We start from the raw sequence: 24,583 nt of genomic DNA on the forward strand, positions 1-24,583 counted from the left end.
GCTCCCACCCCAGCCGCCCCACTCCCTGGCTTGAATACGCCTGCCGCAAGTTCGGCCGCAGTGAACCCGTGGCCGGCGATCGGCGCCGCAGTGGCCGGGGTCCTGGTGCTTGCTGGATTCCTGTGGTCGCCGAGGCTGAGCCGGACGGTGCTCCGGCGACGCCGGCTCAGCCAAAAGCCTCCGGCCGATTCCGAGCTCCCGGGCTATAAGGATCCTGCCCCTGAACTGGCGTGGGCGGAGTTGCAGGATCTCTCCACCGACTACGGCGTGCCGTCAACGCCCAGCGAGACGCCGAGGCATTTCTCCGCCCGGCTGCGCTCCAGCTCCGCCTTGGGGGTCGCGGGAGGACTCGACGACGCCGCACATGAGGCAGTCGCGTCCCTCACCTCGGACTTCGAACGGCAACGGTACGGCCGAACCATGACGATTGCGCCGTCAGCGGCCGCCCGGATCGCTGTCGTTCGCGAATCGTTGCGGAACAATGCCCGCTGGTTGGTCCGCTTCCGCGCGGACTGGCTGCCGCCGTCGATGATGCAGCGTTGGGTGCATGCCCTCGGCGCACCGTTCCGGGCTGTTGGAAGGTTCGGCACGGCAACGGGGCGGGCGATCGCTTTTTCCTGGCGCAGGCTCAAAGGATTGCTCCCCCAGCGCCACTAGGTCCGGGACCGCTGATCCGGATTCAGACGCAAAGGGCCCGACGCCGGAACTTGTGGTTCCGGGGCCGGGCCCCTGCATGTGTCAACCGTTCTTGTTGCGAGAGCGGCGGACAGGGCTCCTTGGTGGAAAGAGCAGCATTAGTCGGCGTACGGGTCCGCGATACCTACGTACTGGGTGTAGAGGTACTCTTCGATGCCTTCGGAGCCGCCTTCGCGGCCCAGGCCGGACTGCTTGACTCCACCGAACGGCGCGGCGGCGTTGGAGATCACACCGGCGTTGAGGCCGAGCATGCCGGTCTCGATCCTTTCGCTGATGCGCAGGCCACGGTTGAGGTCCTTGGTGAAGACGTAGGCAACCAGGCCGTATTCGGTGTTGTTGGCCAGTCGAACAGCGTCGTCTTCGGTGGAGAAGGTGATGATGGGCGCTACCGGTCCGAAGATCTCTTCCTGCAAGATGCGGGCATCTGCGGCAACGTTCTTCAGCACGGTGGGCTGGTAGAAGTAACCGGGACCGTCGACGGCGGCACCACCGGTGACTGCTGTGGCACCTCCTGCTACGGCTTCGGAAACCAGGGCGTGAACGCCGTCGCGGGCCTTGCCGTCGATCAGCGGGCCAACCTTGGACTCCGGCTCGGTGCCGCGGGCGGTGGTGAGTGCGCCGATCTTGGCGGCGAACTTCTCCGCGAAGGAATCGGCGATGGACTCGTGCACAATGAAGCGGTTTGCTGCGGTGCAGGCCTCGCCCATGTTGCGCATCTTCGCGGCGATGGCACCTTCAACGGCCTTGTCCAGGTCCGCGTCCTCGAAGACCACGAACGGGGCGTTGCCACCCAGTTCCATGGAGGTGCGCAGGACCTTGTCCGCGGCTTCACGGATCAGGGCCTGGCCCACCGGGGTGGAGCCGGTGAAGGAGATCTTGCGGAGACGGTCATCCTTGATCAGCGGGCCAGTGACAGCGCCTGCCGTGGAGGTCTGGATGACGTTCAGGACACCGGCGGGAAGGCCGGCTTCCTGCATGACCTGGGCGAACAGGAGGCTGGTCAGCGGGGTCAAGTTGGCGGGCTTGAGCACCATGGTGCAGCCGGCTGCGACAGCTGGGGCTACCTTGCGGGTGGCCATGGCCAGCGGGAAGTTCCACGGGGTGATCAGCAGGCAGGGGCCCACCGGCTTCTTCTGCACCAGCAGGCGGTTCTTGCCATCAGGTGCTGCGGAATAGCGGCCGGACACGCGGACAGCTTCTTCCGAGAACCAGCGCAGGAATTCGGCACCGTAGGTCACTTCACCGCGGGCTTCGGCCAGGGGCTTGCCCATTTCCAAGGTCATCAGCAGCGCGAAGTCTTCGGCACGCTCAGTGACCAGCTCGAAGGCACGGCGCAGAATTTCGCCGCGTTCGCGCGGTGCGGTGCGTGCCCAGTCAGCCTGGGCGGCAGCAGCGGCGTCGAGGGCGGCAGCGCCGTCTTCAGCACCGGCATCGGAGATGCTGAGCAGGACCTTGCCCGTTGCCGGGTCCTCAACATCAAAGGTCTTTCCGGAACCAGCCGGGCGCCACTGACCGTTGATCAGCAGGCCGGTAGGGACGGAAGCCAGCAGTTCGCTTTCGCGTTCAACCGTGACAGTCATGGCGACTCCTTCGTCTTGGGTGCTTTGGAGAATTGCACCACAGGGGTTTGTTGCCGGAAGTGGCGTGAATTACTGCCACGGTACTGCCCCACGAGAAGCAGTGTCTACGCCTTCACGCACTGCCACATGGTCGTCGATTTGTGCAGGTGCACAGCATAGGTCAGCGTGCTGCGAGTACCGCTGAGTAGAGCTCCCGCTTGCTGACCCGGGCCTCCTCGGCCACTGCGGCTACGGCCTCCTTCAACCGGATGCCCTGCGAAATGAGCTCGTTGACCGCTGCGACGTGGTCCTCCGGCTTGCCGGGTTCCTGTTCGGGCGCACCGGCCACCACAACCGCGATCTCGCCACGGACCTCGTTGATCTCTGCCCACTGGAGCAGTTCACGCAACGTGCCTCGAATAACTTCTTCATATGTCTTGGTCAGCTCACGGCAGACTGCCACGCGGCGATCGGCCCCGAAACGCTCATGAAGTGCCCGCAACATGACCTCAAGCCGGTGCGGGGCCTCAAAAAAGACCATGGTGCGGCGTTCGTCGGCCAGGTCTGCAAGGCGTGAGTTCCTGTCCCCCGACTTTCGCGGCAGGAATCCTTCAAAGCAGAAACGGTCGGTGGGCAAACCGGATAGCGCCAGCGCCGTCAGTACCGCGGAAGGGCCAGGAACCGCCGTGACCGTCAGCCCGGCAGCAACCGCACCCTCCACCAGACGGAAGCCGGGGTCCGAAACTGCGGGCATCCCGGCGTCGCTGACCATCAGGATGGTCTTGCCAGCGCGGACGTGGTCCAACAGTTCACCGGTCTTGGCTACCTCATTGTGCTCGTGGTAGCTGATGACGCGTCCCTTGACTTCAACCCCAAGGGCAGTGACCAGCCGGTGCAAACGGCGGGTATCCTCTGCGGCCACGATGTCCGAGGTGCCAAGGAGTTCAACCAAACGCGCGGAAGCGTCCCCGACGTTGCCTATGGGTGTTGCCGCCAGGACAATCCTGCCCACGCCGGGAGTTGCGCCCGAGGCAGTAGCCGCCTCTTCCAGGTTCTCGTTGAAGGGAGCTTCGTCAGGGGTGCCGCGTTGTTCGTCCACCTGCCAAGCCTAATACCGCGCGGGGTTCAGGGTTGCAGGCGCGGGGTTCAGGGTTGCAGCAAGGATGGAAAGGTAGCATGGGCGGGTGAACCAGTCGCCCGTTCCTGCCACCGCTTCCGGATCCCCGGCAGCGTCCCCAGCGAGCCCGGAACCTGAAGACTCCAAGGCCGCGGAGAACAACGGGCAGTCGGACACACCGAAACCCGCAGGCACGTCGCGCGCCCATCCGGAAGAAGCCCCGCCCGCTGAGACCTGGCCCAGCCGAGGACTGCCCGGCCGGGGTGTGCCCGGCCGAGGCCTGGAGGGGCACCGCTGGATCGCACGGCCGTCCGAGGCCTACACTGCCGCGGCGCTGAAGGAACGTCTGATCGGCGCAACCCAAAGCTGGCGGGACTACCCGGCGTCCCTGCGCTTATGGTTTTGGCTGATCCCTACCCTCACGGCAATCCTGGGCGGCATTCTCCGCTTCTTTCGCCTTGATGCCCCGCACAGCCTGGTTTTCGATGAAACGTACTACGTCAAGGACGCCTACTCCTATGTGGTGAGCGGCTACGAACGCAGTTGGCCGGCCAACGCCAATGACTCCTTCATCGCCGGCAACCCGGATGTTCTCCTCAACACTCCCGAGTACGTCGTCCACCCACCGGTGGGCAAATGGATGATCGCGTTCGGGATGTGGCTGTTCGGCGGGGACAACCCCTTCGGCTGGCGCTTCAGCGCGGCTTTGGCGGGCACGGTGACGGTCTTCCTCGTGTCACTGATCGCACTGAAGCTCTTCCGCTCACACACCCTCGGTGCCGTGGCCGGACTGCTACTGGCCGTCGACGGCCATCACCTGGTGCTCTCCCGCACGTCCCTGCTGGACGTGTTCCTGGCCCTGTGGATCCTGGCCGCTTTTGGCGCCTTGCTCATGGACCGCGACGACGGCCGACGCCGTTTGGCGTCACGGCTTGCCGCGCAAGCGGCTGCTTCGCCGGGCGGCCTACCCACACCCCCCCAGCTGGTCACCGGTCCCTGGCTGGGCATGCGGTGGTGGCGGCTGGTTGCAGGGCTTTGCCTCGGCCTTGCCGTGGGCACCAAATGGTCTGCCCTGTTCTTCGTCGCGGCTTTCGGCATCATGACCGTGCTGTGGGACCTGAACGCCCGCCGTGTCGCCGGGATCCGGAGCTGGTTCAGTGCCGGCATCATCAAGGACGGCCTGCCGGCATTCGTGACCATCATTCCCATTGCAGCAGTCACCTACGTGGCCACGTGGACGGGCTGGTTCCTCTCGAAAGACGCCTATTACCGGCAATGGGCTGCCACCAACCCTGCCCCGGGCTGGGATTGGCTGCCCAACTCCGTGCGCTCCCTGGCGCACTACCACCTTGAAGCTTACAAATTCCATCAGGGCCTGAGCTCGGACCATCCGTATGAGTCCAGCCCCTGGACGTGGCTCATCATGGGCCGTCCCACCTCGTTCTACTACCAGACTCCCAAACCGGGCACTCCCGGCTGCCTGGCTGAGACATGCTCTTCGGCCATTCTGCCCGTGGGTAATCCGGTGGTTTGGTGGGGTGGAACCATCGCGTTGGTGATCCTCTTGTTTTGGTGGGCGGGCCGCCGCGACTGGCGGGCCGGTGCCATCCTCGCCGGCGTGGCAGCCGGGTACCTTCCATGGTTCATGTACCCGGAACGCACCATGTTCATCTTCTACGCCGTGTCCTTCGAACCCTTCCTGGTTCTGGGCCTGACATATGTGTTGGGGTTGGTGCTGGGACGCAGCAGCGACCCCGTCTGGCGGCGACGGTCCGGCCTCTACATTGTGGCTCTGGTCATGGTGTTGGCCGTGCTGGCAACGGCATTCTTCTATCCGGTGCTCACGGCGGAGGTCATCAGCTACCAGGAGTGGCGGATGAGAATGTGGATGCCATCATGGATCTAGGAGGAGTCAAGCAGTGAGGGAAGCAAGCACGGACCTTCTGGTCGAGGCGGACCCGGATACCAACGTGACGGACCTTCTTCTGGAACGCTGCCATAAGGATCCGTTCGGAAACCTGTACGCGCATAACACTGCGAACGGTTGGTTGAACGTCTCCGCTGCGAGGTTCCTTGGCGATGTTACCGCCCTGGCCAAAGGCCTGATCGCAGGAGGACTCAACCCTGGAGATCCTGTGGCGGTGTTGTCCCGCTCAAGCTTTGAATGGACTTTGGTGGACTTCGCCATCTGGATGGCCGGCGGAGTCACGGTGCCCATTTATGAGACGTCGTCGGCAAGCCAGATCGAGTGGATCCTGGCCGATTCCGGAGCCCGACGCATCTTTGTGGAGGACGCCGCCAAAGCAGATCTCGTCCATACACTGGTGGAGCACTCTGCCGTCCTGGGCGAGGACCCCGTGGCCATCATTCGGATGGAGCACGACGGCGACGCACCCAACCTGACCAGCGTCTCCGCCGTCGGGATCGGCGTCATGGACAACGAACTGGAGCGCCAGCGCAGCGCAGCGAACCTGGCCAGTGTCGCCTCCATCGTCTACACCTCCGGAACAACGGGCAAGCCCAAGGGCTGCGAAATCACCCACGGAAACTTTGTCCTCGTGGCGCGGAACGTCATCCCGTTCCTCCCCGAGCTCCTCATGCAGCAAGGCGCGCGGACATTGATGTTCCTGCCCTTGGCGCACGTCCTCGCCCGCGCAGTCCAGGTGGTCTGCCTCACTGCCGGCATTACTCTGGGACACAGCGCCGGCGCCAATGGACTGATGGCAGACCTGGGATCTTTCAAGCCCACTTTCCTGCTCGCCGTACCGCGCATTTTCGAGAAGGTCTACGCCGGTGCCAGCCACAAAGCGGCCATGAGCGGAAAATCCGCGCTCTTCTCGGCAGCGTCCGCCACCGCAGTTGAGTATTCGACGGCGGTGGACCTCGCCGCCCGTGGCGAGGGGCAGGGGCCGGGTTGGCTTCTGGGCATGAAGCATTCGTTGTTCAACAAACTCCTCTACCCCAAGGTGAGGGAGCTGTTCGGCGGCAATGTAGGTTACACAGTTTCCGGTGCCAGTCCCCTGAGCCTGCGGGACAACCACTTCTTCCATGGAGCCGGTGTTCCGGTTCTTGAGGGCTATGGGTTGACGGAGACTACTGCGCCCTGCACGGTCAACACACCCGCTATGTCCCGGATCGGGACCGTGGGGATTCCGCTTCCGGGGACCACCATCAGGGTGGCCCGGGACGGGGAGGTGCTGGTCAAGGGCATTGGTGTCTTCAAGGGCTATCACAACAATGACGAGGCCACCCGGGCTGCCTTCGTTGACGGGTTCTTCCGCACGGGAGATCTGGGCGAACTCGACGCCGACGGCTTTCTGACCATCACCGGACGCAAAAAGGACCTCTTAGTGACCGCCGGAGGAAAGAATGTGGCGCCGGCTCCGCTGGAGGAGAAACTGCGCGAACACCCCTTGGTGGGGCAGGCCGTGGTGGTGGGCGATGGCCGGCCGTTCGTCGCAGCATTGCTTGGCCTGGACCCTGAAGGGATTGCTGACTGGTGCGCGGAGAACAAGGTGGCAGCCATGTCCCCCGACGAAGCCGCCGCTGATGACCGGGTGAAGGCAGCGGTTCAGTCTGCAGTGGACGAGGCCAACAAACTCGTCTCGGCTGCTGAATCCATTAAGAAGTTTGCCTTCATCACGGCGGAGCTCAGCGTCGAGTCCGGGCACCTGACGCCCTCGCTCAAACTGAAGCGGGCTGCGGTGCTCAGCGACTTCTCAACGGCAGTGGAGAAGCTGTACGAGAAGTAGCGCACCACCTAGGTAGCTCCGGATCACCACCTAGTCCTTCCAACTCAGCACCTAATTCGGCGCCAATCACCACCTAGTTGGACCGATTCCCCTCTAGGTGGCGTTGTTGTCCCCGTAACGTTTCCTCACGAACCAACGTTCAAAGGGGAACTCATGTCAGATCCATCGGCTGGGCCGGCTCGGGCACTCTACTACTCCCGGGTGCGGGCAACACTGCTGCCTCGTTACATCGGGCTCACGATCATAGCGGTCGGCATGCTTTTCGTAGCCCTGTCAATGGCTCAGCAACGCGTCGACTTACTCGTCCTTCCGATCATCTTCTTTCCGCTGGGATCATTTATCGGCTTCATGACGGTGACGGTGAAAGTCGATCTCCAAAACGTCGTGATCACCTTCTGCGACATCGTCAAACGCACCCTACCAAGGGCAGGAATTGCAATTGTGACCACTGATAAAACGGCCGGTCCCAGCGGCTACGGAATCCGATATATGGGACCCGGCGTGGTCGGTTATCTCGTGGGCGGTCCCGAGGTCAATATCGAGACGAAGTCCGGCAAAACCTTCATCGCCAGCACGGACCGTCCCGACGAGCTCATTGCTGTTCTAACCGAAGTAAGCAACTAAAGAGGAGAAGCAATTGTCGAATCGAACTTGGCCATTGTCAGCAGGAGCTGTGGCACTGAGCGCAGCCCTCGCCCTAGGCACAAACGGGGTCGCAACAGCAGCACCCCCAGAAACCCACGCCGTCACGCGCCATATAGTGAAGGATGCTACGTCCGAGGGCAAAGCGCTCTTCAAGGCCATCTACTTTGGCGTGGGACCGCAGGTAGCTGAGGTTCGGGAGAAGCTGGCCGACGACTCCTACGTGTCCTTCACACAGACCGCGTCGAGCCAAGAGGGACAGGATCTGGCAGCGGACGCGGTTGTGGCTGCTATCGAAGCCAAGAATCCCAAATTCTTCGGAACCTTCCACGCAGCCCTGATCAGTGGGGACGTCCTGCGGGTTGATGCAAAATTCAAGCAAGTCCAGAAGGTCATGACGGACCTCCTGAAGTCCGAGCCACAGCAGGTTACGGCATTGGCAAAGTCAGACACCGCGAATCCGTTGGCGGCCGTACCCGTCTTCATTTGGGCCGCAGCTGTGTGGGATGTCGCTGCGGCGGTCAACTACGCTGTCGGTGTCAACGTTGCTGTTGCCGCTGCAGCCGTCGTCGTGGTGTACGCCAAGGTCGCTTTCTGGCCCTCAAGCGCAACCACGGGTTCGCAGCTGGAGAGTGAGAACAGCATCTCCCAATTCACTGCCGCTCTTGCGCAGGACTGATCCGGCCGCGATTGATGACCTGCGAACAAACCGTTGAGGGTGTCCCCGCTACTGGCCGGACACCCTCGACGGGACCATACGTCCTACCAATTCATCTGCTGGCCCCGACGGCCGGCCTTCTGCTTCTGGGAGCATACTCCATCTTTTCGTCCATACCGTCAACGATCCTGACTCTGCCCTACCTGGACCAAATAAAACCGAACGCCGTGTCAGCTATGCCTCAGGGGTGGGCCTTTTTCTCCAAGTCGCCCCGCGATCCTTCCGTTGCTCCTTACCGCGAGGATGCCAGTGGCTCTTTGGAGTCGCTCAGCCGACTCCCAACCACCCGCGTCGAGAATCTCTTTGGTGTTAGCAGGGAAGGTCGCGCCCAAGGCGTTGAGGTCGCTTTGATATCCAGCGGATCCGAGGCCGGAAATTGGATGGATTGCTCCAGCCCTGTAGTTCAGGAATGCGTGGAACTCCTGCGTGACGCACCCTCGATTGCGGTAACCAATGCTGTTGCCTCGCCCACAGTCTGCGGTGATGTGGTGCTTGTGCAAACCACGCCGGTGCCTTGGTCATTCAGGCACCAAACGTTACTGAGGGATAGGGCCGATAAGGCCGTTAAGATGCGTGTGGACTGTCATGGTCGTTAGGCTCCCAACCATCGTCGCGATCCCGCGAATAGCAATGCCATTGGTCTGGTCCCCGTTCTTGGGAATTATACGAAGCCTTTTGGCAGTGGGAACCATGCTGACGTTGGTTTTCACGAGCAACGACGCACTATTCAGGCCGGTTCTTGGTGTGGGCGATTATCCCCTGTGCCGCGGCGTTGAATCATTGGGCTTGTTCTGTGTCATTCCGCGTGAGCAACTGGGTCTATCCAAAGTCCTGGGGATCTTTATCCTGTTGCTGGTGATCTCCGGAGTCTTGCCCCAGCTCACCGGTGTCCTGCACGCATGGGTAGCCTTCAGCGTTGCAACGGGCATCTCAATTCCGGACGGCGGCGACCAAATTACGTCGAACCTGGCACTACTACTAGTTCCTATCTGCCTCACGGACCCGAGGATGAACCACTGGCGCAGCGCCCGCTCAGGAGTCCGATTGTTGGCATCCCGGGCTGGAACGGCAGGAGTTTCCCTACTGGCCCTGAAGTTGCAGGTCTCTATCCTCTACTTCTATTCAATGACGGGGAAGATATTCCAAACCGAGTGGGCGGAAGGGTCTGCCCTCTACTACATCGGATCTGGCTTTTTCGGCCCCTCGGGAGCCCTAAAGGACGCTTTCGGCCTGCTGACGGACAATCCCGTGGTATCCCTTGGCATGTCGTGGGGCGCACTCCTGATCGAATTGATGCTCGCCGTTACGTTGCTGACCCCCGACAAGTTCCGCCTCGCCTGGTTCGCTCTGGGCGGTTCGCTCCATGCAGGAATCGCGCTGTTCCTAGGGATCTGGAGCTTCCAAGTAGCTATGCTGGCTGCCCTGTCCCTCCTTACGATTCCGGCTACGTCACCGGTCTATTCGGCAGGATTCCGCCTTCGTCACTTCAGGTTCAAGACGGCTTTCGTAGGGACTCGATAATCCCGAACGAATGCAAACCGGAAATTGGCGGCTTAGTGTCCGTTTAGCTGGCCCCTAACGGCGGGATTCCGAGACTTCCTGGCGAAGGCCAGACGACTCCGACTCCTCGTCTGCTTCCCGCGCGGAAGGTTCAGCCTCGTCCGCGGCCTCCTGCTTGTCCGCAACGCCGCGGCGCCGCTTGGTGGGCCATGTCAGGATGAACGTGACCGTAGCCGCCAGGAATACCAGAGCGCCGATCACAATGCCCGCGTCAATCCAGAACTGGCCCGGGAAAAGCCGGATGAGGGTGTCTTCCAGCGCGAAGGTCCATGTTCCGTTGGCAAAGAAAATCCGGTGGAATTCCGTGAAGAACTGCTGCCAGCTCAGGGCGGCCAGGACAGCTAGACCAATGATGATGACCAGCGTGACAATGGATCCGGCAAAGAGACCTCGACGGATCCCGCCATTGCTCCGCTTACGCAAATACAGGATGGCGATGATGCTGAGGATGATGAGCAGGAGCCCTGCCCCGAAGGAGGACAGGATGACCAGCTTCACGTCGGCCATATGGGAAACTTCGCTGTCCGTGAAGAGCTTCTCCCCGTCCTGATTAACCAAGCCTCCCAGATACCGGGGGGCGGCCCAGTTACTGAGGTAGTCCACAGCGTACGAGCCGTACGTCATTCGGTCGTCAGTGCTGAAGCCGTATCCGTCGCCGGGGAAACCCGGACGGTTGTACTCCACCCACAGGAACAACGGACTGGTGACTGCCCGGACGGCGAGCACCAGGAGAATGATCGGGTACGAAATGGCCAGCAGCACCTGAAAAACCCGAGGCCCTATTGGCTTCACCTTTGCCGCTTGCTCGCGTTCGGCGTTCCGTCGCGCCACTTCGTCTTCCGGCGGGCGGACCTGAAGGGCCGACGTAGGCAACGGTTCAGAATAGTGCGCCGGCGCCTTGCTGGTGGAGGCTTCGGCAAGGGTGTCCGCGAACAACGGGGTTTCAGTACCGGCGTCGGCAGCTTCAGCAGCTTTGCGGTCCGCGCGGCTACCGGGCTGGCCCTTAGCTGGCGTCGCAGTTGAATCAGCTGAAGATTTTGCTGCCACGGTGGTGGCTCCAGTGGTGGCTGCAGGAGTGGCCTCGGTGGCGCCGCCGGACGTTTTTGGCTTCATCCAGTCGAAGGCCGGTTCGTTGGGGTCCTCGTGGACGGCCGTGTCCGGTTCTTGTGGTTTTTGGCTCTTGTCGCTCACAGCGGGTTCACTTCCGTAGGCATCCACCGGCGATTGCTTGCGGCCGGCTCTCTTGTCTGCTTTCGAGCCTACCGCCCGGCCTTACAGAGACACGCGGTGCCACCCCGGCTGCGACCAGATTGAAACGCAACTGTAAGCTCTACGCTGCGATGCTTCGGTACCCGGCGTCGTTGGCATCCATGTCTCCCGTGACGCCCGCGCGGACGGCCTTCCCGCCCAGGACCAGCGTGTACACCCAGTAGCCTGCTAACACCAAGGCGCCGATAGCGATCTTGGCCCATACGGGCAGGGAACTCGGGGTCACAAAGCCTTCCACAATGCCGGAGACGAGCAGGACGAGCACCAGCCCCAAGGCAATGGTGATCAGGGAACGGCCCTCATCAGCCACGGCCTGCAGCCTCGTCCTCGGGCCCGGCCGCACCATGGCCCAAAAAATCTTGAGCCCCGCAGCACAGGCGATGAAAACGGCCGTAAGTTCCATGAGACCGTGCGGAAGGATGTAGCTGAAGAAAATGTCCATCTTCCCCGTCGCAAGGAAAAGTCCCGCAGCGATTCCCAGCCCCTGCGCGTTCATGAACAGGATGAAGGGCACCCAGAATCCGGTAACGCCGAAAGCCACGGCCTGAGCTGAGATCCAAGCGTTGTTGGTCCACACTGCGCCGGCAAAGGAGGCTGCCGGATTCTCGGAGTAGTAGTCAATGAAGTCTTCCTCCACGTACTGCTGCACTCTGGCGTCACTGGAGGCCACAGCCCTCAATGCCTCCGGTGAGGTGCCAATCCACAGTGCATAAGCACCCGCCACCAGGACAAAGGCCAGCCCGCACCACAGGGTCAGCCACCGGATGCGGTAAAACGCCGCAGGAAGTGAAATGACGAAAAACCGCGCCAGATCCTCCATGAAATTCGAGCGGGCCCCGGTGAAACGCGTCCGGGCCTGGGCCAGCGCTGCGGACAAGGATGCGGACAATCCCGTCTCCGGTGCCACAGAACGGATCAAGGAAAGATGCCCGGACACCGTCTGGTAAAGGCGCAGAAGTTCGTCCGCCTCGGCACCCGTCAGCCTGCGCTTGTGCGCCAGGAAATGAAGCCGCGACCATTTGTCCTCATGTACGGCCGAGAAGGCATCAATGTCCACGCCACCACCCTAGCGCCTGTATCCACCGTGCGGTCAGCCCCGCCGCTAGACTCGTTGATGCGGGCGATCACAGCGCCCACAGAATTGGCAAAACTTGGGGGCAGGCATGAGTTCAATCATCACAGGCGAGGCAGTAGTCCTCGAGCTTCGCCCCGCCTCCTTTGCCGCGCGGGCCCTGGGCCTCATCCTGGATGTCATCTCCCAGGTGGTCCTCGCAATACTCCTGATCATCCTCATCGCCTCAACCTCCCGGGACCTTGACGATGCCGCCATCCGAGCACTGATCCTCAGCAGCGTTGTGTTCTCCGTGGTCATCGTCCCCGTCACGGTGGAGACCCTGACCCGCGGGCGTTCCTTGGGAAAGCTCGCAACAGGGCTACGAATAGTCCGCGACGACGGCGGGTCCATCCGCTTCCGGCACGCCCTCATCCGCGGGCTCCTTGGATTCCTGGAGATCTACCTGACCTTCGGCGGCCTCGCAATCGGTGTGGCACTCTTCAACGACAAATCCAAGCGCCTCGGGGACATTGTTGCAGGCACCTACTCCCTCCGGCAGCGAGTACCCTCAAAGCCCCGGATCATGCCCGTAGCCCCGCATCATCTTCAATCATGGGTGGCCATGGCTGACATCGGCAGGGTACCGGACGCCACCGCCCGACGGGCTGGAACTTTTGTACAGCAGGCTTATCTCATGGCCCCGGCCTCGCGCGTCAACATGGCGGCATCGCTCGCATCCGAACTCGCAAGGTACGTGGCACCGCCCCCGCCAGCGGGCACCATCCCCGAAGACTACATAGGCGCAGTCCTCGGGGAACGGCGCAACCGTGAACTCATCCGCCTGCGGCAAGCGGAACAGCGGAACGCAACCATAGGCGAGCGACTCAGGAAACTGCCGTTCACTGACAGTTAGCGCCCCGCTACCGGCTGACGCCGGGCGGCCGCCACCCCGTTTAGCTCACCAGTGAGCCGGTTTTGTGAGTCTTGGGGGTAGGAGGGTGTGGGGGTCGCCTTCGGCGGCGTTGATCTGCGGTTGGGTCACATAGAGCGCCCTGGAGAGGTCCGCTCCGTGAAGCTGTGCTCCGCGAAGGTCAGCTCCCAGGAGGTCTACGGCGGTGAGGTCTGACTTCCTCAGATTGGCTCCGATCAGGTACGCGCCGCGGAGATCTGATCCGCAGAGGCGCTGGTTGGCAAGGTTGGCGCCCATCAGGTCGGCACCTGGCTGGAGGCCGCCGTCGGGCGTTTGCTGGTCTTCTGCGCCGTAAGAGGCGCGGGTATCTTCACTGACCTCCACCAAGAGCGCCCGGACCTCCCCGTGGAGTGTCTCGACGTCGGTGGCAAGGACCGTTGACGCGTCACCTTGGGCGGCGGCTACTACGCCCTCTGACAGGTGGTCCGCCGCGGCCGCGAGCTCGGGATCGAAGGTCCGTTGCCGGGCCTCAGCCAGGTACCAGAGCATCTCGTGGAGTTGCCTGACTACTTTGAACACCGCGAACATCGAGGACATGGATGAGGGATCCTGTGTCCAACTGGTCCCGGCGAAAGTGTGTTGGGAGACCACTTGGCCGGCACCGAAACAATCAAAGACCGTGCAGCCGCGGAAGCCCCGGGGCCGTAAGCGTTGGTGAATGGTGCAGGAAAAGTCGTCCGCCATGTTCGGGCACGGCGAAGCGGCAGGTTTGTCGATCGCAAAGTCAGCCGACCGGGCAAATCCGAGCGCGGTACAGCACAGGGCGAAGCAGTTGCCGCAGTCCGGGGTGAGGTTTGGTGAAGGTCTCATGCATACTCCAGGTGAAGAGAATAGGTCCGGTGGAAGGAGCCGGGGAACCCATCAACGGGTTCCCTAGGGGGACACCCGCAATCACCATGGAGGGCAGCGCAAAGAGCAGGGCCGACGAACCGTCAGCGCTGGAGAAATGGGTCAAAGCGCGCAGGAAAGAATCACTGCAATGATGTTAACAGCTGTACTAGCGTTGAGCGTAGCTCGCCCAGGGTATGTTCCAGTCTCCAAAGCCTTCCAGCGGTTCCACTGCCGGTGCTCCGGTGTTGAGGATCTGAACGACGTCTCCGGTCTTCATGTTGTTGAAGAACCATGCAGCGTCCGCAGGCAACAGACCGACGCAGCCGTGCGATACGTTGGCCACACCAATAGAGCTCCACGCGGCTTCGAGAGCCTGGTGAACGTAGACACCGGACCACGTCAGGCGGTTGGCGTATTCAACCACGAGCGGCGGGTAGTATCCCTTGTCTCCAGGCTTCAGGCCGATGGTGCCGGCGTTGAAGTTGGAGTGGCGTTCTTGCTCCATGATGACCGCGTAGCCGGTGGGCGAAAGCCAGTCTTCCCCGCCCAGTGAGACGGGGGCGGTGTGGACCAGCTGGCCGTCGGAGTACACGTTCATGGTTTTGGTTTTGTCGTCTACTACGGCCACACGCTGCGGGCCCGTAGTGAACGTTGAGACGACGTCCGCGTTGCCGATCATGTTATTACCGAAATCGACGCCCAGGAGTTTCATGTCCACGGTGACGGTGGTGCCTGAAGCCCAGAAGGCCTCCGGACGGATCCTGACTTTCTTGTCTGAGTACCAGTGCCAGGCCACAGGCTGACCGGATGAGACGGTAATGGCAACCCGCTTTTCCATGGCCGCTTTGTCCACTACGGGCTCGCTGAAGTTGATTTCAATAGGCTGCCCGGAGCCAGCCGTGGTGCCGTTGCGGGGGTAGATGGACGCGTCGGCCTCGTAAGCTGCGGAAACAGTGGTGAAGGTCTGTGACTTTTTGGTCTCTTTCCCCGCAGTATCAACCACGGTGAAGGAGTAGTTGTATTGGGTTTTGAACTTCAGGACTTCCAGAGTGGTCCAGGTGCTGCCATCAGGGCTGGTCTTGCCTTGCACAGGTGCCCCGCCGCTAACCGGCGCCAGCACCACGTCCTTCAGCTTGCCGTTGACTGCTTTGATCTGGGGGCCAACAACGGGATTCCACTCCACAGCCCCATCCAGGGGGGTGATGCCCAACTCCACGGGCTTGGCCTCCACAGTGGGGGCAGGCGACGGTGCAACGGCCGTTTCCTGGGGAGATCCGGCCAGCAGTCCGGGTACCGTGACCACGCCAATTCCGCCCACCACAATGGCTGCGCAGACTCCAATAATGGCAAGGATCTTGCCCTTTTTCCGTGTGGCGACTTCCGTCATGGTTCCCGTCATCCTGTCCCCCGCAAGCATTACTGAACACCCAATTCTAGCCGAAAGGCCGGACACGCTGGTCGCGTGTCCGGCCTTTCACCATCGATTTGGGTATTGCCGGCACCGGCAAGCAGTGAAGCCTAGTAGCGGTAGTGCTCCGGCTTGTACGGCCCTGCAACGTCCAAGTCGAGGTAATCAGCCTGATCCTTGCTCAGTTCCGTCAGCTCAACGCCCAAAGCATCCAAGTGGAGTCGCGCAACTTTCTCGTCAAGGATCTTGGGGAGGACGTAGACCTGATTCTGGTACTCGCGCTCCCCGGCCGGCTGGTCCTTCTTGGTCCAGAGTTCAATCTGCGCAATGGTCTGGTTTGCGAAGGAGTTACTCATCACGAACGACGGGTGGCCAGTGGCATTGCCAAGGTTAAGCAACCTGCCCTCGGACAGCACAATGATGGAACGCTCCGAATCCGTGCCGGCCTCGAACACCCATTCGTGCACTTGCGGCTTGATCTCAACCTTCTTGACGCCCGGAATCTTTGCAAGCCCGGCGATGTCGATCTCGTTGTCGAAGTGGCCGATGTTTCCAACGATTGCCTTGTTCTTCATGCCCAGCATGTGCTCGGCCATGATGACGTCCTTGTTGCCCGTGGTGGTGATGAAGATGTCACCCTGGGCGAGCACCGTCTCCAGCTTGGCCACCTGGTAGCCGTCCATTGCAGCCTGGAGGGCACAAATGGGATCAATCTCTGTGACAATGACCCGGGAACCCTGGCCGCGCAACGCCTCAGCGGCACCCTTGCCGACGTCGCCATAGCCGCAGACAACCGCAACCTTTCCGCCCATGAGGACGTCCGTAGCCCTGTTGATGCCGTCCGGCAGGGAGTGACGGATCCCGTACTTGTTATCGAATTTGCTCTTGGTGACGGAGTCGTTGACGTTGATGGCCGGGAACAGCAGCTTGCCCTGCTCCGCGAGCTGGTAGAGGCGGTGCACACCGGTGGTGGTTTCCTCGGTGACGCCCTCAATACGGGCTGCCAGGCGGGTCCACTTCTCCGGATCATCGGCAAGGGTCCTGCGCAGAAGATCCAGGATGAGGACGTATTCCTCCGGATCATCTTCAGCGGCAGTGGGGACGGCACCTGCAGCTTCAAAGTCGACGCCCTTGTGCAGCAGCAGCGTGGCGTCGCCGCCGTCGTCGAGAATCATGTTGGGACCCAACTCCGGGTTGGCGTCAGCGCCGGGCCAGGTGAGGATCTGCTCGGCAGTCCACCAGTACTCCTCAAGGGTTTCGCCCTTCCAAGCGAAAACCGGGACGCCCTGCGGGTCCTCGGGGGTGCCCTTACCAACCACGACGGCGGCCGCGGCTTCGTCCTGGGTGGAGAAGATGTTGCAGGAGGCCCAGCGAACTTCCGCGCCCAGGGCCGTGAGGGTTTCTATGAGCACCGCGGTCTGGACCGTCATGTGCAGGGAACCAGCGATCCTTGCGCCCTTGAGTGGCTGGGAGGCACCGAACTCCGCACGGAGCGACATAAGGCCCGGCATTTCGTGCTCGGCTAGACGGATCTGGTGGCGGCCGGCCTCGGCAAGAGTGATGTCAGCCACTTTGAAGTCAAAAGTCATGAAAGTCCTTAGGGGTACCGTGCGGATGTGGAAGAAGGCGCGTCAGGCCTTGGAATCGTGCTGGCCCGACGTTGCCGCATTGGCAGCGGCCAGAAGTTCCGGTGGCAGGAGCAACGGGATGCCGTCCTCAATGGTGTAGCGGAGCTTTACGCCGTCCGCAGCGGCGTCGGTGGAAACCAACTCATCGCCCTCCTGGACCAGCGGTGACCCCGTCACGGGGCAGCGCAGGATGGACAACAGTTCAGGACTGACCTTTGGCATGAATGATGCTCCCTGGGTGGCGCCGGCATGGCGCCGCTGGCGGATATATCTGCAGATTCCAGACTACCGCGCAGGGAGATCGTGTTTTGATCCCGACGACGAATTGCGTCCAGAGCCCGGGAAGCGTGGCACGGAAAGCGGGTGGCGGGAACGATTAAGTCGGTTCCCGGAGGATCCGCAAGTGCCCGCGGCGGGTGCCCTCGGCGCCGGCGGGCGGCTCCATCTGGGCGTGGTTTTGCCGGGCAGGAGTTTCCGCAGGGACTGAGGCCGCCTCCCGGACCGCGTTGGCAAGTGCCAGCAAATCATCCGGCCCCGGTTCCTGCGGCGTTGTGGGCATGGCCAGACGCAGGACTTCCCAGCCACGCGGAACCGTCAGGGACTCTGCATGTTGGGAGCAGAGATCGTAGGCGTGCGGTTCTGCGTAGGTGGCCAGAGGCCCCAGGACTGCGGTTGACTCTGCGTACACGTACGTCAAAGTAGCCACCGCGGACTGGCGGCAGGCTGATCTGGAACACTGACGAATGGCACCCACAACATCCCAGATTAGCGCCAATGGGCGGCTATATTGCGCATTGATGGTCCGTGCCCCGCCAACTGTGCCGAGCATCAAGTGAGAAGTCTCCGGAGTATCACCCGACGCGGCGCGGTGCGGGCCATGAGGTCGCGCTGGCGGTTCCTCGGGACTAAAGTCGATATATGCAGTCACAGCCACATGTTCCCGGGTTCAATATCCGGTGGACTGACGCCGATGGCGATCAGGCCCAGGAACACGCCGGTTCGGAAGTTCGGGGCTTCCGGCGACGCCGGCGCAACCGGCACGGACGGGGACTGCGCGGAGAACTGATGCTCCCCAACCTCCCCGGGTTCCGCACCCGCGCAGAGCGATTCGATGACATGGTGCTGGACTCCGCGGAGCGGCTCCAGGACATGTGGGGCAAGCAACTGGACGGTGTGCTCTTTGCCGTGGACGAAATCCCGCCCAACCTTGAACAGCTTGTCGCCCTGGGGAATACGGCCCCTTTGGGCTCCTACACGCCCGGTGGCCGTGGCGAGGCACCCATGATCACGGTGTACCGTCGCGTGGTTGAACAGGGCGTTTCCACCCGTGAGGAACTACAGGACCTCGTCCACGACGTCGTGGTGGAGTACACGGCCGAGATGCTCGGCGTGCCGCCTGAGACCCTGGACCCGGTCTACCGGCGTCGATACCAGTGACGACGGAATAACACCGACGCCGGCAGGCGGGTCATGCTGTCAGCTGGGTCGTGCTGTCGGGCGATTCACATTGTCGGGCGGCTCATGCGATAAGTGCTGTTGCCTGCAAGGTGTGCCTAGTAGCCGACCGAGACCGGCACCTTCTGTAGCCCTGAGGCCGCATCCTGAATTGCCACGACCGAAACGTCTGTGCGTCCTTGTTTTCCGAGTACCAGTGCGCCGTACACCGGGTCACCCGACGCGGACACCACATAACCGGCCACCACGGAGTTGCCGGACTTCTCTGGTAGCTCGATCATGGAGGTGGTCCCGCCGGACATATCCACGTCAATGGACTTGCCAACCTTTCCGTCGGCAGTCACCGGAGCGTAGCTGACTGTGCCTCGCCCTTCAGGGACACCAAAGCTCAGGAACTTCTGCCCGTCCCTGGGAACGGCCACCAAGTGCTGGCTACCGAGGCGTGCCGACGACGGAGACCAGGCTAAGTCCGTTGCATCTTCGGCTTTGGTTCCACGGGTGACCCTCGCTGATGCCAGGAAAGAGACATCCGAGCTGGCCCTGACGGTATAGCTGCCGGCTGGGACGCCGTCAAGGTTGAGGGTGGCCACCGTCCCGCCTTTGACCGTCACCACTCCCCCGTTGGGAATTTTGCGTTCTCCGTTGGCACCGTAAAGGCTGACCTGCACCACGGCGTCAGTAGAACCGGGTACGGCGATCTGAAGCGCCGGAACGGCATCCGCGAACCCCGGCTTCGCGGCCAGGGTTTTGACGCCAGACGGGTCTTGAATATCGACGCCGGACATGACCTGAAGGTTCGATGGACCAGCACCCGGCGAAAGGTACTCCACACCACCCGGAGCGATTCCGCGCAACACGCTCTGTTGGATAGTGGCGGCAACGGGGCCTCCCGTGCTGCGCACGTGCACGGCAAGTTGCGATTCACCGGGCGCGAGGCCGGCCAGGTTAACCGAACGGGTGGTGCCGGGAGCTACCAGGAGACCACGGGCCCCGGGCGCCTGGATCTGTCCCTCGTATCCATACAGTTCAAGGTTGACCGTGGCCGGAGTCTCGGAGGCGTTACTCACGTTCAGAACGGCAGTCCGACCAACAGCAGTGTTGGCGCCCAATAACCACGCGTCATTGCCCGGTGGCTGGCATTGAGTTGCCGCCAGGCCCCGAAGATCGCCGTCAGTGGCTGAGTAACTGAGGTTGGCAGCCAGGGACGCCTGCTCGTTTCCCATGGCATCGGCACCCACCACGGCCGGTGACGTCACCGGGCTGATGGACGCTACGCCGGCGGCGAGAACAGGCGGGCCAGCTGTGGGCGGAGGCGTACTGCTGGGTGCCTCTGCGATCCGGGCCACCAGGTCACCACCCAACGCTGCCACACTGCTCCCTGGCACTGTTCCGGCCGGGTTACTGAGCACCACTGCATTCAGGGCGCTGGTGGCCGTGGTGGATACAGGGCTGAAGTCAGCGTCCGTGCCCACCACGGTTCCGTTCACAAGCCGCGCGGGTTCGGGACACACCGCCAGGGCGCGGCCAGCAGGTACGTCAGCCTGGCGGATGTCCACGGAGGTCCCGCCTGAGGGTTCAGGCACCATGGATGTGGCGGCTACTGCCCCTCCGCCGGCGGCAAGGATGACCACTGCTGACAGGACGCCGGTGATGGCTCCCCTATTGGAGCTGCGGCTGCTGGAGCTGCGGCTGGAGCCGGCGCTGCGGCTGGAGCTGGCGCTGCGGGATTTCTTGGGCTCCTGATCTTCAGTGCTTTCGCCGGACACGTTCTTCTGGTCCTCAGACACTGCTGTACTCCTTACGGAGGGAGACTTCGTCCCTCGACATGCCGGTTCGGCTACGGCGTGCGGGCATCGGCACAGCCAGCAGGACCGTGAGTCCAATGACCACCGCTTGCAGGATCCCGAACCACAGGGCCCAGGGGTTGGCGTACCGGATTTCAAGGTCGCCGCCGCTGGCAGGCAGCTCGAACGCCTGTGACCAACCTGATGTTGTGGCCTGCAGTTGGCGACCATCCATCCACGCGGTCCAGCCGGGATCGGAGCGTTCGGCGAGGACGATCTTTCGACCCTCATCCCCGGAGGGCACAGTGGCGTCTACGTTTACTTCTTCGGATGGGAGCGTACTCACAAGAGCACCTTCGGAGTCCACGATACGTACCCTATGCGCTGTATCGGCGGCAGTAGCGGCTTCCTGGTTCCGGGGCGTCACCCGCCACAGCCATCCGGCGTCGGTCTGGCCTACGGCCACCAGTCCTGGGACTGCGTCGATTCTGCTGGCCGTGAGTTGCGCGGCGTTGTCCTCGGCCTTGAGGACGATGAATCCGGCGCCAAGCTGTTCAAGGTCTGCGCGCGGATCCACGCCCGTGCCCGCCACGATGGTGGCGACGGCCCGACGCAAGGATGTGGTGGCAGCGTCATCGTCCGCGATCTCTTCACGTCCTGGTGCGCCAATGATGGTCCGAGCGGAGGCTATGGTGGACAAACTGTCCAACGTGGTCCCGGCTCCACGCATCAGTGACGAGGAGAAGGCCCCCTGTTCACCGCTGGTGATGACCAAGGTTCGCGTGCGCTCAGGCCCCTGTCCGCGGTCTACGGCAGTAGCAGGCAACGTGCCCGTATCTTCCGGCCAAACCTGACGGCGGGCGCCGAGGGACGACGCCTGTTCGGCAGCCCCGGCCGCCACGCTGGATCCAGCAGTCGGAGTGGGCTGGAGGACGTTTTGGGCAGCCCAGGCCGCCATGCCGGCAAGGGGGCCGGCAACCAGGAGTGCCATGGCGACAGCCGAAGCAACGCGCCGCACCTGGACTGGACGCCGGGAACCCTTGGGCATCCTCCGAGGTGCAGCAAAAAGCTTCTCAGCGCCAAGCACGGCAGCACCCAGGAGTAGCATGCCCGAAGCCGACACCGCAGGGCCGGTGAATGGGCCAACAATCACGTTGTTGTTAACCCCGGTGGCCACGTGACCCACCAACCAACTGCTGGCAAGGGTAGCCAAAGCAACCAACCAGAACACCCGGGCCAGTGCGGCGCGTTTTCCGGGAAGGAACAAGGCGGCAACTGCAAGGATCAGAACTGGTGCGACAACAAGCAGAGCCAGCAGTAGTGCCCATGGCACAACGCCCGGACCGAAGACCGCCAAACCGGTCAAACCGCCGTCGATGTCAAAACCGAGCGGCTGGCCGAGAAGCTGCTGCCACAGGGGCGCTGCCTCAAAAGTCAGTGGCAACCCGGGATCGGCCAACAAGGAGCGCGGCCTGTCCAGCACAGATACTCCATACGGCAGGAACAGGGCGACTGTGGGCAGGAGCGACCACCACAGCGTCTTGCCCCGTTGCCCGAGGACCACCGCAGCCAGAACCACCACAACAATGGCAGGTCCCAACAGCGACGGCGCAGAGGCAGTGACCACGGCCATGGCCAGACCGGCAGCGGCGGCAGCAGTCCACGATGGCGTCCCGTTAATTCCGGGCTTGCCGGAGAGCAGGGCAGGACGACGGCTCAGCTGTGTCCCCGCAAGGGCAGGGCCTTGGGCTACGGCGGATCCCGAGGCGCGCAACAGTGCCAGCAGCAACAGCGGCATCATGACATGCGCCACCAGGGACCCGACCCTGCCCTCGTTGATGGAAATCAGCAGTGCAGGAGCACCGGACCACGCCAAGGCGGCCGCAACCCGGAAACGGCGCTTGGTAGTGAGCGCGCCTGCCGCGAACCAGGCGCCAACGGCAGAGAACGGCATGGCAAGGATCAGCAGCCACACCATGGCGGCGTTGCCGTCCCCGCCGCCAAAGAGCGAGAGCAGCCACAACACATAGCCGAACGGATCGCCATGTCCGGGCAGACCTGCTCCCAACGTGATCCACCACGTGGACGCATTGGCCCAAATATCTCCTGGTGAGGCTGAAAGAGGGAGGAGTCCGCCGCCGGTAACAGCGCCTGAGCGCAGCAACCCCAGCAATCCCACGAGCGCGGCGCTGAGTGCCACCAGTGCGGCAACCACGGCACCTGTGCCCACCCAGCCCCGCTCATTGGTGGCCAGAGCGGCGAAGTCATCGGCAGCATCCCCGCTGGGTTCCGGGGCAAGAAGATCGGAGATAGCCGGCGTTTCGTCGGCGGGGCGTATCGCTTCGAGCAACGAGCGCCTGTTGGCACGCACCTCCCGTGAGGGCGTCTGCAGCCCGCGCACAACCGATCTGTGCACCCGTCGCGTCCTGGCCGCAACGCGGCGGCCTTTGGCAATGGCAACGGGCCGAACAAGGGCAGCGATGGTGGCCGTGAACTGCGAGAGGCCATAGCCCGGTTCTTTGACCAAAATGCTCAGCACGAGTCGGATCATGGCGCCGAACAACGCGCCCATCGCCTGGAACGGCACATTCCACCACGGGGTGTGCTTGAGGCGCATGTGGATCTGGGCTTTACGTGCCGCGGAGGATGTGCCCAGGCCATGCGGGCGGTGTTCTACATGGAACATGCGGGCACCTGGGACTACAACTACGCGATTGCCCGCGAGCCAGTTCCGCCAGCAGAAGTCCACGTCATCGCCACTGCCCGGTAACGCGGGGTCGAATCCCTCCAGGAGATCCCAGACATCGCGGCGGATCAACATGCCTGCGGAGTTCACAGCGAAAGTGTCAGTACGGGCATCGTATTGACCTTGATCAACTTCATCGGCGTCGATCAGTGTGAGGCGTTCCGCCCAGCGACTCGTCGAAAGTCCTACATCCACCAGGTGCCGCTTGTTGTCCCAGCCGAGCTGCTTACACCCCGCCACTGTCACTGAGGGCGCGCGTTCAACCGCATGGAGAAGCTCCGCAAGCGCATCAGGCGCGGGGGCGGCGTCATCGTGCAGGAGCCAGATCCATTCGACGGACGTGGTCTTGGCGTCGTTGCCGGCCGGTGCGGCACCGCCATCGGCAGCGTGTGCGGTGTGTCCAGAGGGGGCCAGCTCCTGCAGACCAGCCTGGACAGCGGCCCCGAAACCCGACTTTGCATGGTGGAACGAGGTCACCTTGTTGTGGCCGAAGGCCTCGCTGAGCAACTCCAGTGAGTTATCCGTGGAACCTGTATCAACGCCAATGGCGGCATCTGCCGACCGCGTTTGGTCCGACAATGCCGCCAATGTCCTGGGCAGATAGTTGCCGCCGTCGTGAGAAACCACGACGGCGGTAACATGCACTTCCTTGAGAATTAGACCGCTCGCTTCCTTAGCCGACGACGCTCCCGCTCGGAGAGTCCGCCCCAAATACCGAACCGCTCATCATTGGCGAGAGCATATTCCAAGCACTGCGAGCGGACGTTGCACGCTCCGCAGACCTTCTTGGCGTCCCTCGTCGATCCACCCTTTTCAGGGAAGAAGGCTTCAGGATCGGTCTGTGCGCACAGCGCATCAGTCTGCCAGCCAAGTTCGCCTTCGTCATCGAAGTCCCCCTGAGGAAGGCCGATCCACACCGGTTGCCCCGGAGTCTCAACGGGACGACGCAGCTCCATGGGAGGGTCGTCCAGGTCTTCATCCGGCCCAGCCGGCAGGTCACCAATCAGTGCCTCATGAGCAGCGAGGAGGGCGGTAGCCTGATCCTCCAAAGACTGCTGGACATTCTGGTTGTATCGATCTGCCGCTTCCGGGTCCGCCGGGTCAATGTACCAATCCCCCGGTACTTCCCTCGAACGGTATTTCACCGACGCATGTTCTGCGACGACTGCATCTTCCTGGATACGCAACGCTTGCCCCATGGCGTCCCTCCTGATTTTGCAGCTGCTGCTTGGATGTGTTTCCGATTCCCGGCGACGTTCCGGGTATCTGTGCAGCGGCGTTGATTACTAATTACACGCGTGTAACTACCCACCAGTCAAGCCGCGCCGGGATAATAATCAAGAATCTGTAGAAACGTGGGATGCGCCACGCCCAACATTTTTGTCGAGCCGCCC

General features: G+C 62.5%; 21 protein-coding genes. 9 read left to right on the forward strand and 12 right to left on the reverse strand.

The annotated features are described in order from the left end of the window. Positions 1 to 657 (forward strand): DUF4129 domain-containing protein (locus EU811_RS18875; protein WP_142939844.1); only part of this gene is annotated, 657 nt, incomplete at its 5' end. Positions 658 to 794: 137 nt separating this feature from the next. On the opposite strand, the gene EU811_RS18880 is transcribed toward EU811_RS18875, so the two are convergent. Next, on the reverse strand, positions 795 to 2,276 hold the full coding sequence (locus EU811_RS18880) for an NAD-dependent succinate-semialdehyde dehydrogenase (protein ID WP_142939845.1): 1,482 nt from the start codon (positions 2,274 to 2,276) through the stop codon (positions 795 to 797). Between the two features lie 160 nt (positions 2,277 to 2,436). Further along, on the reverse strand, positions 2,437 to 3,306 hold the full coding sequence (rsmI, locus tag EU811_RS18885; protein WP_238703465.1) for a 16S rRNA (cytidine(1402)-2'-O)-methyltransferase: 870 nt from the start codon (positions 3,304 to 3,306) through the stop codon (positions 2,437 to 2,439). A 133-nt stretch (positions 3,307 to 3,439) separates the two neighbouring features. Between rsmI and EU811_RS18890 the strand changes: the two genes are divergently transcribed. The 6 genes from EU811_RS18890 (at position 3,440) to EU811_RS18915 (ending at position 10,005) form a co-directional block, all read left to right on the forward strand. Then, positions 3,440 to 5,278, forward strand: a complete 1,839-nt coding sequence (locus EU811_RS18890; protein WP_142939846.1) for a dolichyl-phosphate-mannose--protein mannosyltransferase — start codon at positions 3,440 to 3,442, stop codon at positions 5,276 to 5,278. Between the two features lie 13 nt (positions 5,279 to 5,291). Continuing rightward, on the forward strand, positions 5,292 to 7,124 hold the full coding sequence (locus EU811_RS18895) for an AMP-dependent synthetase/ligase (RefSeq protein ID WP_142939847.1): 1,833 nt from the start codon (positions 5,292 to 5,294) through the stop codon (positions 7,122 to 7,124). Positions 7,125 to 7,277: 153 nt separating this feature from the next. Beyond that, on the forward strand, positions 7,278 to 7,748 hold the full coding sequence (locus tag EU811_RS18900) for a hypothetical protein (RefSeq protein ID WP_142939848.1): 471 nt from the start codon (positions 7,278 to 7,280) through the stop codon (positions 7,746 to 7,748). Between the two features lie 13 nt (positions 7,749 to 7,761). Further along, positions 7,762 to 8,445: a hypothetical protein gene (locus tag EU811_RS18905; RefSeq protein ID WP_142939849.1), complete on the forward strand. Its 684-nt coding sequence runs from the start codon at positions 7,762 to 7,764 to the stop codon at positions 8,443 to 8,445. A gap of 14 nt (positions 8,446 to 8,459) precedes the next feature. Then, positions 8,460 to 9,080 (forward strand): SdpA family antimicrobial peptide system protein, encoded by a 621-nt coding sequence (locus tag EU811_RS24760; protein WP_142939850.1) that lies wholly within the window; start codon positions 8,460 to 8,462, stop codon positions 9,078 to 9,080. Positions 9,081 to 9,114: 34 nt separating this feature from the next. Continuing rightward, positions 9,115 to 10,005: a sporulation-delaying protein SdpB family protein gene (locus tag EU811_RS18915; RefSeq protein WP_223942608.1), complete on the forward strand. Its 891-nt coding sequence runs from the start codon at positions 9,115 to 9,117 to the stop codon at positions 10,003 to 10,005. Between the two features lie 54 nt (positions 10,006 to 10,059). Here the strand turns inward: EU811_RS18915 and EU811_RS18920 are convergent, their stop codons facing one another. Beyond that, a complete protein-coding gene (locus tag EU811_RS18920; RefSeq protein ID WP_238703459.1) occupies positions 10,060 to 11,235 on the reverse strand; it encodes a TIGR01906 family membrane protein in 1,176 nt (391 codons plus the stop codon). A gap of 139 nt (positions 11,236 to 11,374) precedes the next feature. Next, positions 11,375 to 12,370: a stage II sporulation protein M gene (locus EU811_RS18925; protein WP_142939852.1), complete on the reverse strand. Its 996-nt coding sequence runs from the start codon at positions 12,368 to 12,370 to the stop codon at positions 11,375 to 11,377. Between the two features lie 106 nt (positions 12,371 to 12,476). On the opposite strand from EU811_RS18925, the gene EU811_RS18930 reads away from it, so the two are divergent. Further along, positions 12,477 to 13,280: an RDD family protein gene (locus tag EU811_RS18930; protein WP_142939853.1), complete on the forward strand. Its 804-nt coding sequence runs from the start codon at positions 12,477 to 12,479 to the stop codon at positions 13,278 to 13,280. A gap of 45 nt (positions 13,281 to 13,325) precedes the next feature. On the opposite strand, the gene EU811_RS18935 is transcribed toward EU811_RS18930, so the two are convergent. From EU811_RS18935 to EU811_RS18960, 5 genes are all read right to left on the reverse strand, one after another. Further along, positions 13,326 to 14,147 (reverse strand): pentapeptide repeat-containing protein, encoded by an 822-nt coding sequence (locus tag EU811_RS18935; protein WP_165450210.1) that lies wholly within the window; start codon positions 14,145 to 14,147, stop codon positions 13,326 to 13,328. 187 nt (positions 14,148 to 14,334) lie between these two features. Then, positions 14,335 to 15,555 (reverse strand): L,D-transpeptidase, encoded by a 1,221-nt coding sequence (locus EU811_RS18945; RefSeq protein WP_238703460.1) that lies wholly within the window; start codon positions 15,553 to 15,555, stop codon positions 14,335 to 14,337. Between the two features lie 131 nt (positions 15,556 to 15,686). Beyond that, positions 15,687 to 17,165: an adenosylhomocysteinase gene (ahcY, locus tag EU811_RS18950; RefSeq protein ID WP_142939857.1), complete on the reverse strand. Its 1,479-nt coding sequence runs from the start codon at positions 17,163 to 17,165 to the stop codon at positions 15,687 to 15,689. A gap of 42 nt (positions 17,166 to 17,207) precedes the next feature. Beyond that, positions 17,208 to 17,426 (reverse strand): Trm112 family protein, encoded by a 219-nt coding sequence (locus EU811_RS18955; RefSeq protein WP_142939858.1) that lies wholly within the window; start codon positions 17,424 to 17,426, stop codon positions 17,208 to 17,210. Positions 17,427 to 17,580: 154 nt separating this feature from the next. Then, the gene (locus EU811_RS18960; RefSeq protein WP_187697257.1) at positions 17,581 to 17,958 is read right to left on the reverse strand and encodes a DUF3499 domain-containing protein; all 378 of its coding nucleotides are present in this window, start codon (positions 17,956 to 17,958) and stop codon (positions 17,581 to 17,583) included. Positions 17,959 to 18,122: 164 nt separating this feature from the next. Here EU811_RS18960 and EU811_RS18965 point away from each other — a divergent pair, with 164 nt between their 5' ends. Further along, the gene (locus EU811_RS18965; RefSeq protein WP_142939859.1) at positions 18,123 to 18,641 is read left to right on the forward strand and encodes a metallopeptidase family protein; all 519 of its coding nucleotides are present in this window, start codon (positions 18,123 to 18,125) and stop codon (positions 18,639 to 18,641) included. A 116-nt stretch (positions 18,642 to 18,757) separates the two neighbouring features. Here the strand turns inward: EU811_RS18965 and EU811_RS18970 are convergent, their stop codons facing one another. From EU811_RS18970 to EU811_RS18980, 3 genes are read right to left on the reverse strand one after another with little or no spacing between them, the layout of a single operon-like run. Continuing rightward, the gene (locus EU811_RS18970) at positions 18,758 to 20,446 is read right to left on the reverse strand and encodes a DUF5719 family protein (RefSeq protein WP_142939860.1); all 1,689 of its coding nucleotides are present in this window, start codon (positions 20,444 to 20,446) and stop codon (positions 18,758 to 18,760) included. Then, positions 20,439 to 23,834, reverse strand: a complete 3,396-nt coding sequence (locus EU811_RS18975; protein ID WP_142939861.1) for a glycosyltransferase family 2 protein — start codon at positions 23,832 to 23,834, stop codon at positions 20,439 to 20,441. Before EU811_RS18975 ends, EU811_RS18970 begins: the two co-directional genes overlap by 8 nt. Positions 23,835 to 23,845: 11 nt before the next feature. Beyond that, positions 23,846 to 24,388, reverse strand: a complete 543-nt coding sequence (locus tag EU811_RS18980; protein ID WP_142939862.1) for a WhiB family transcriptional regulator — start codon at positions 24,386 to 24,388, stop codon at positions 23,846 to 23,848. Positions 24,389 to 24,583 lie beyond the last annotated feature (195 nt).

The organism is Arthrobacter sp. TS-15 (genome assembly GCF_006964045.1).
Taxonomy (GTDB): Bacteria; Actinomycetota; Actinomycetes; order Actinomycetales; family Micrococcaceae; genus Arthrobacter.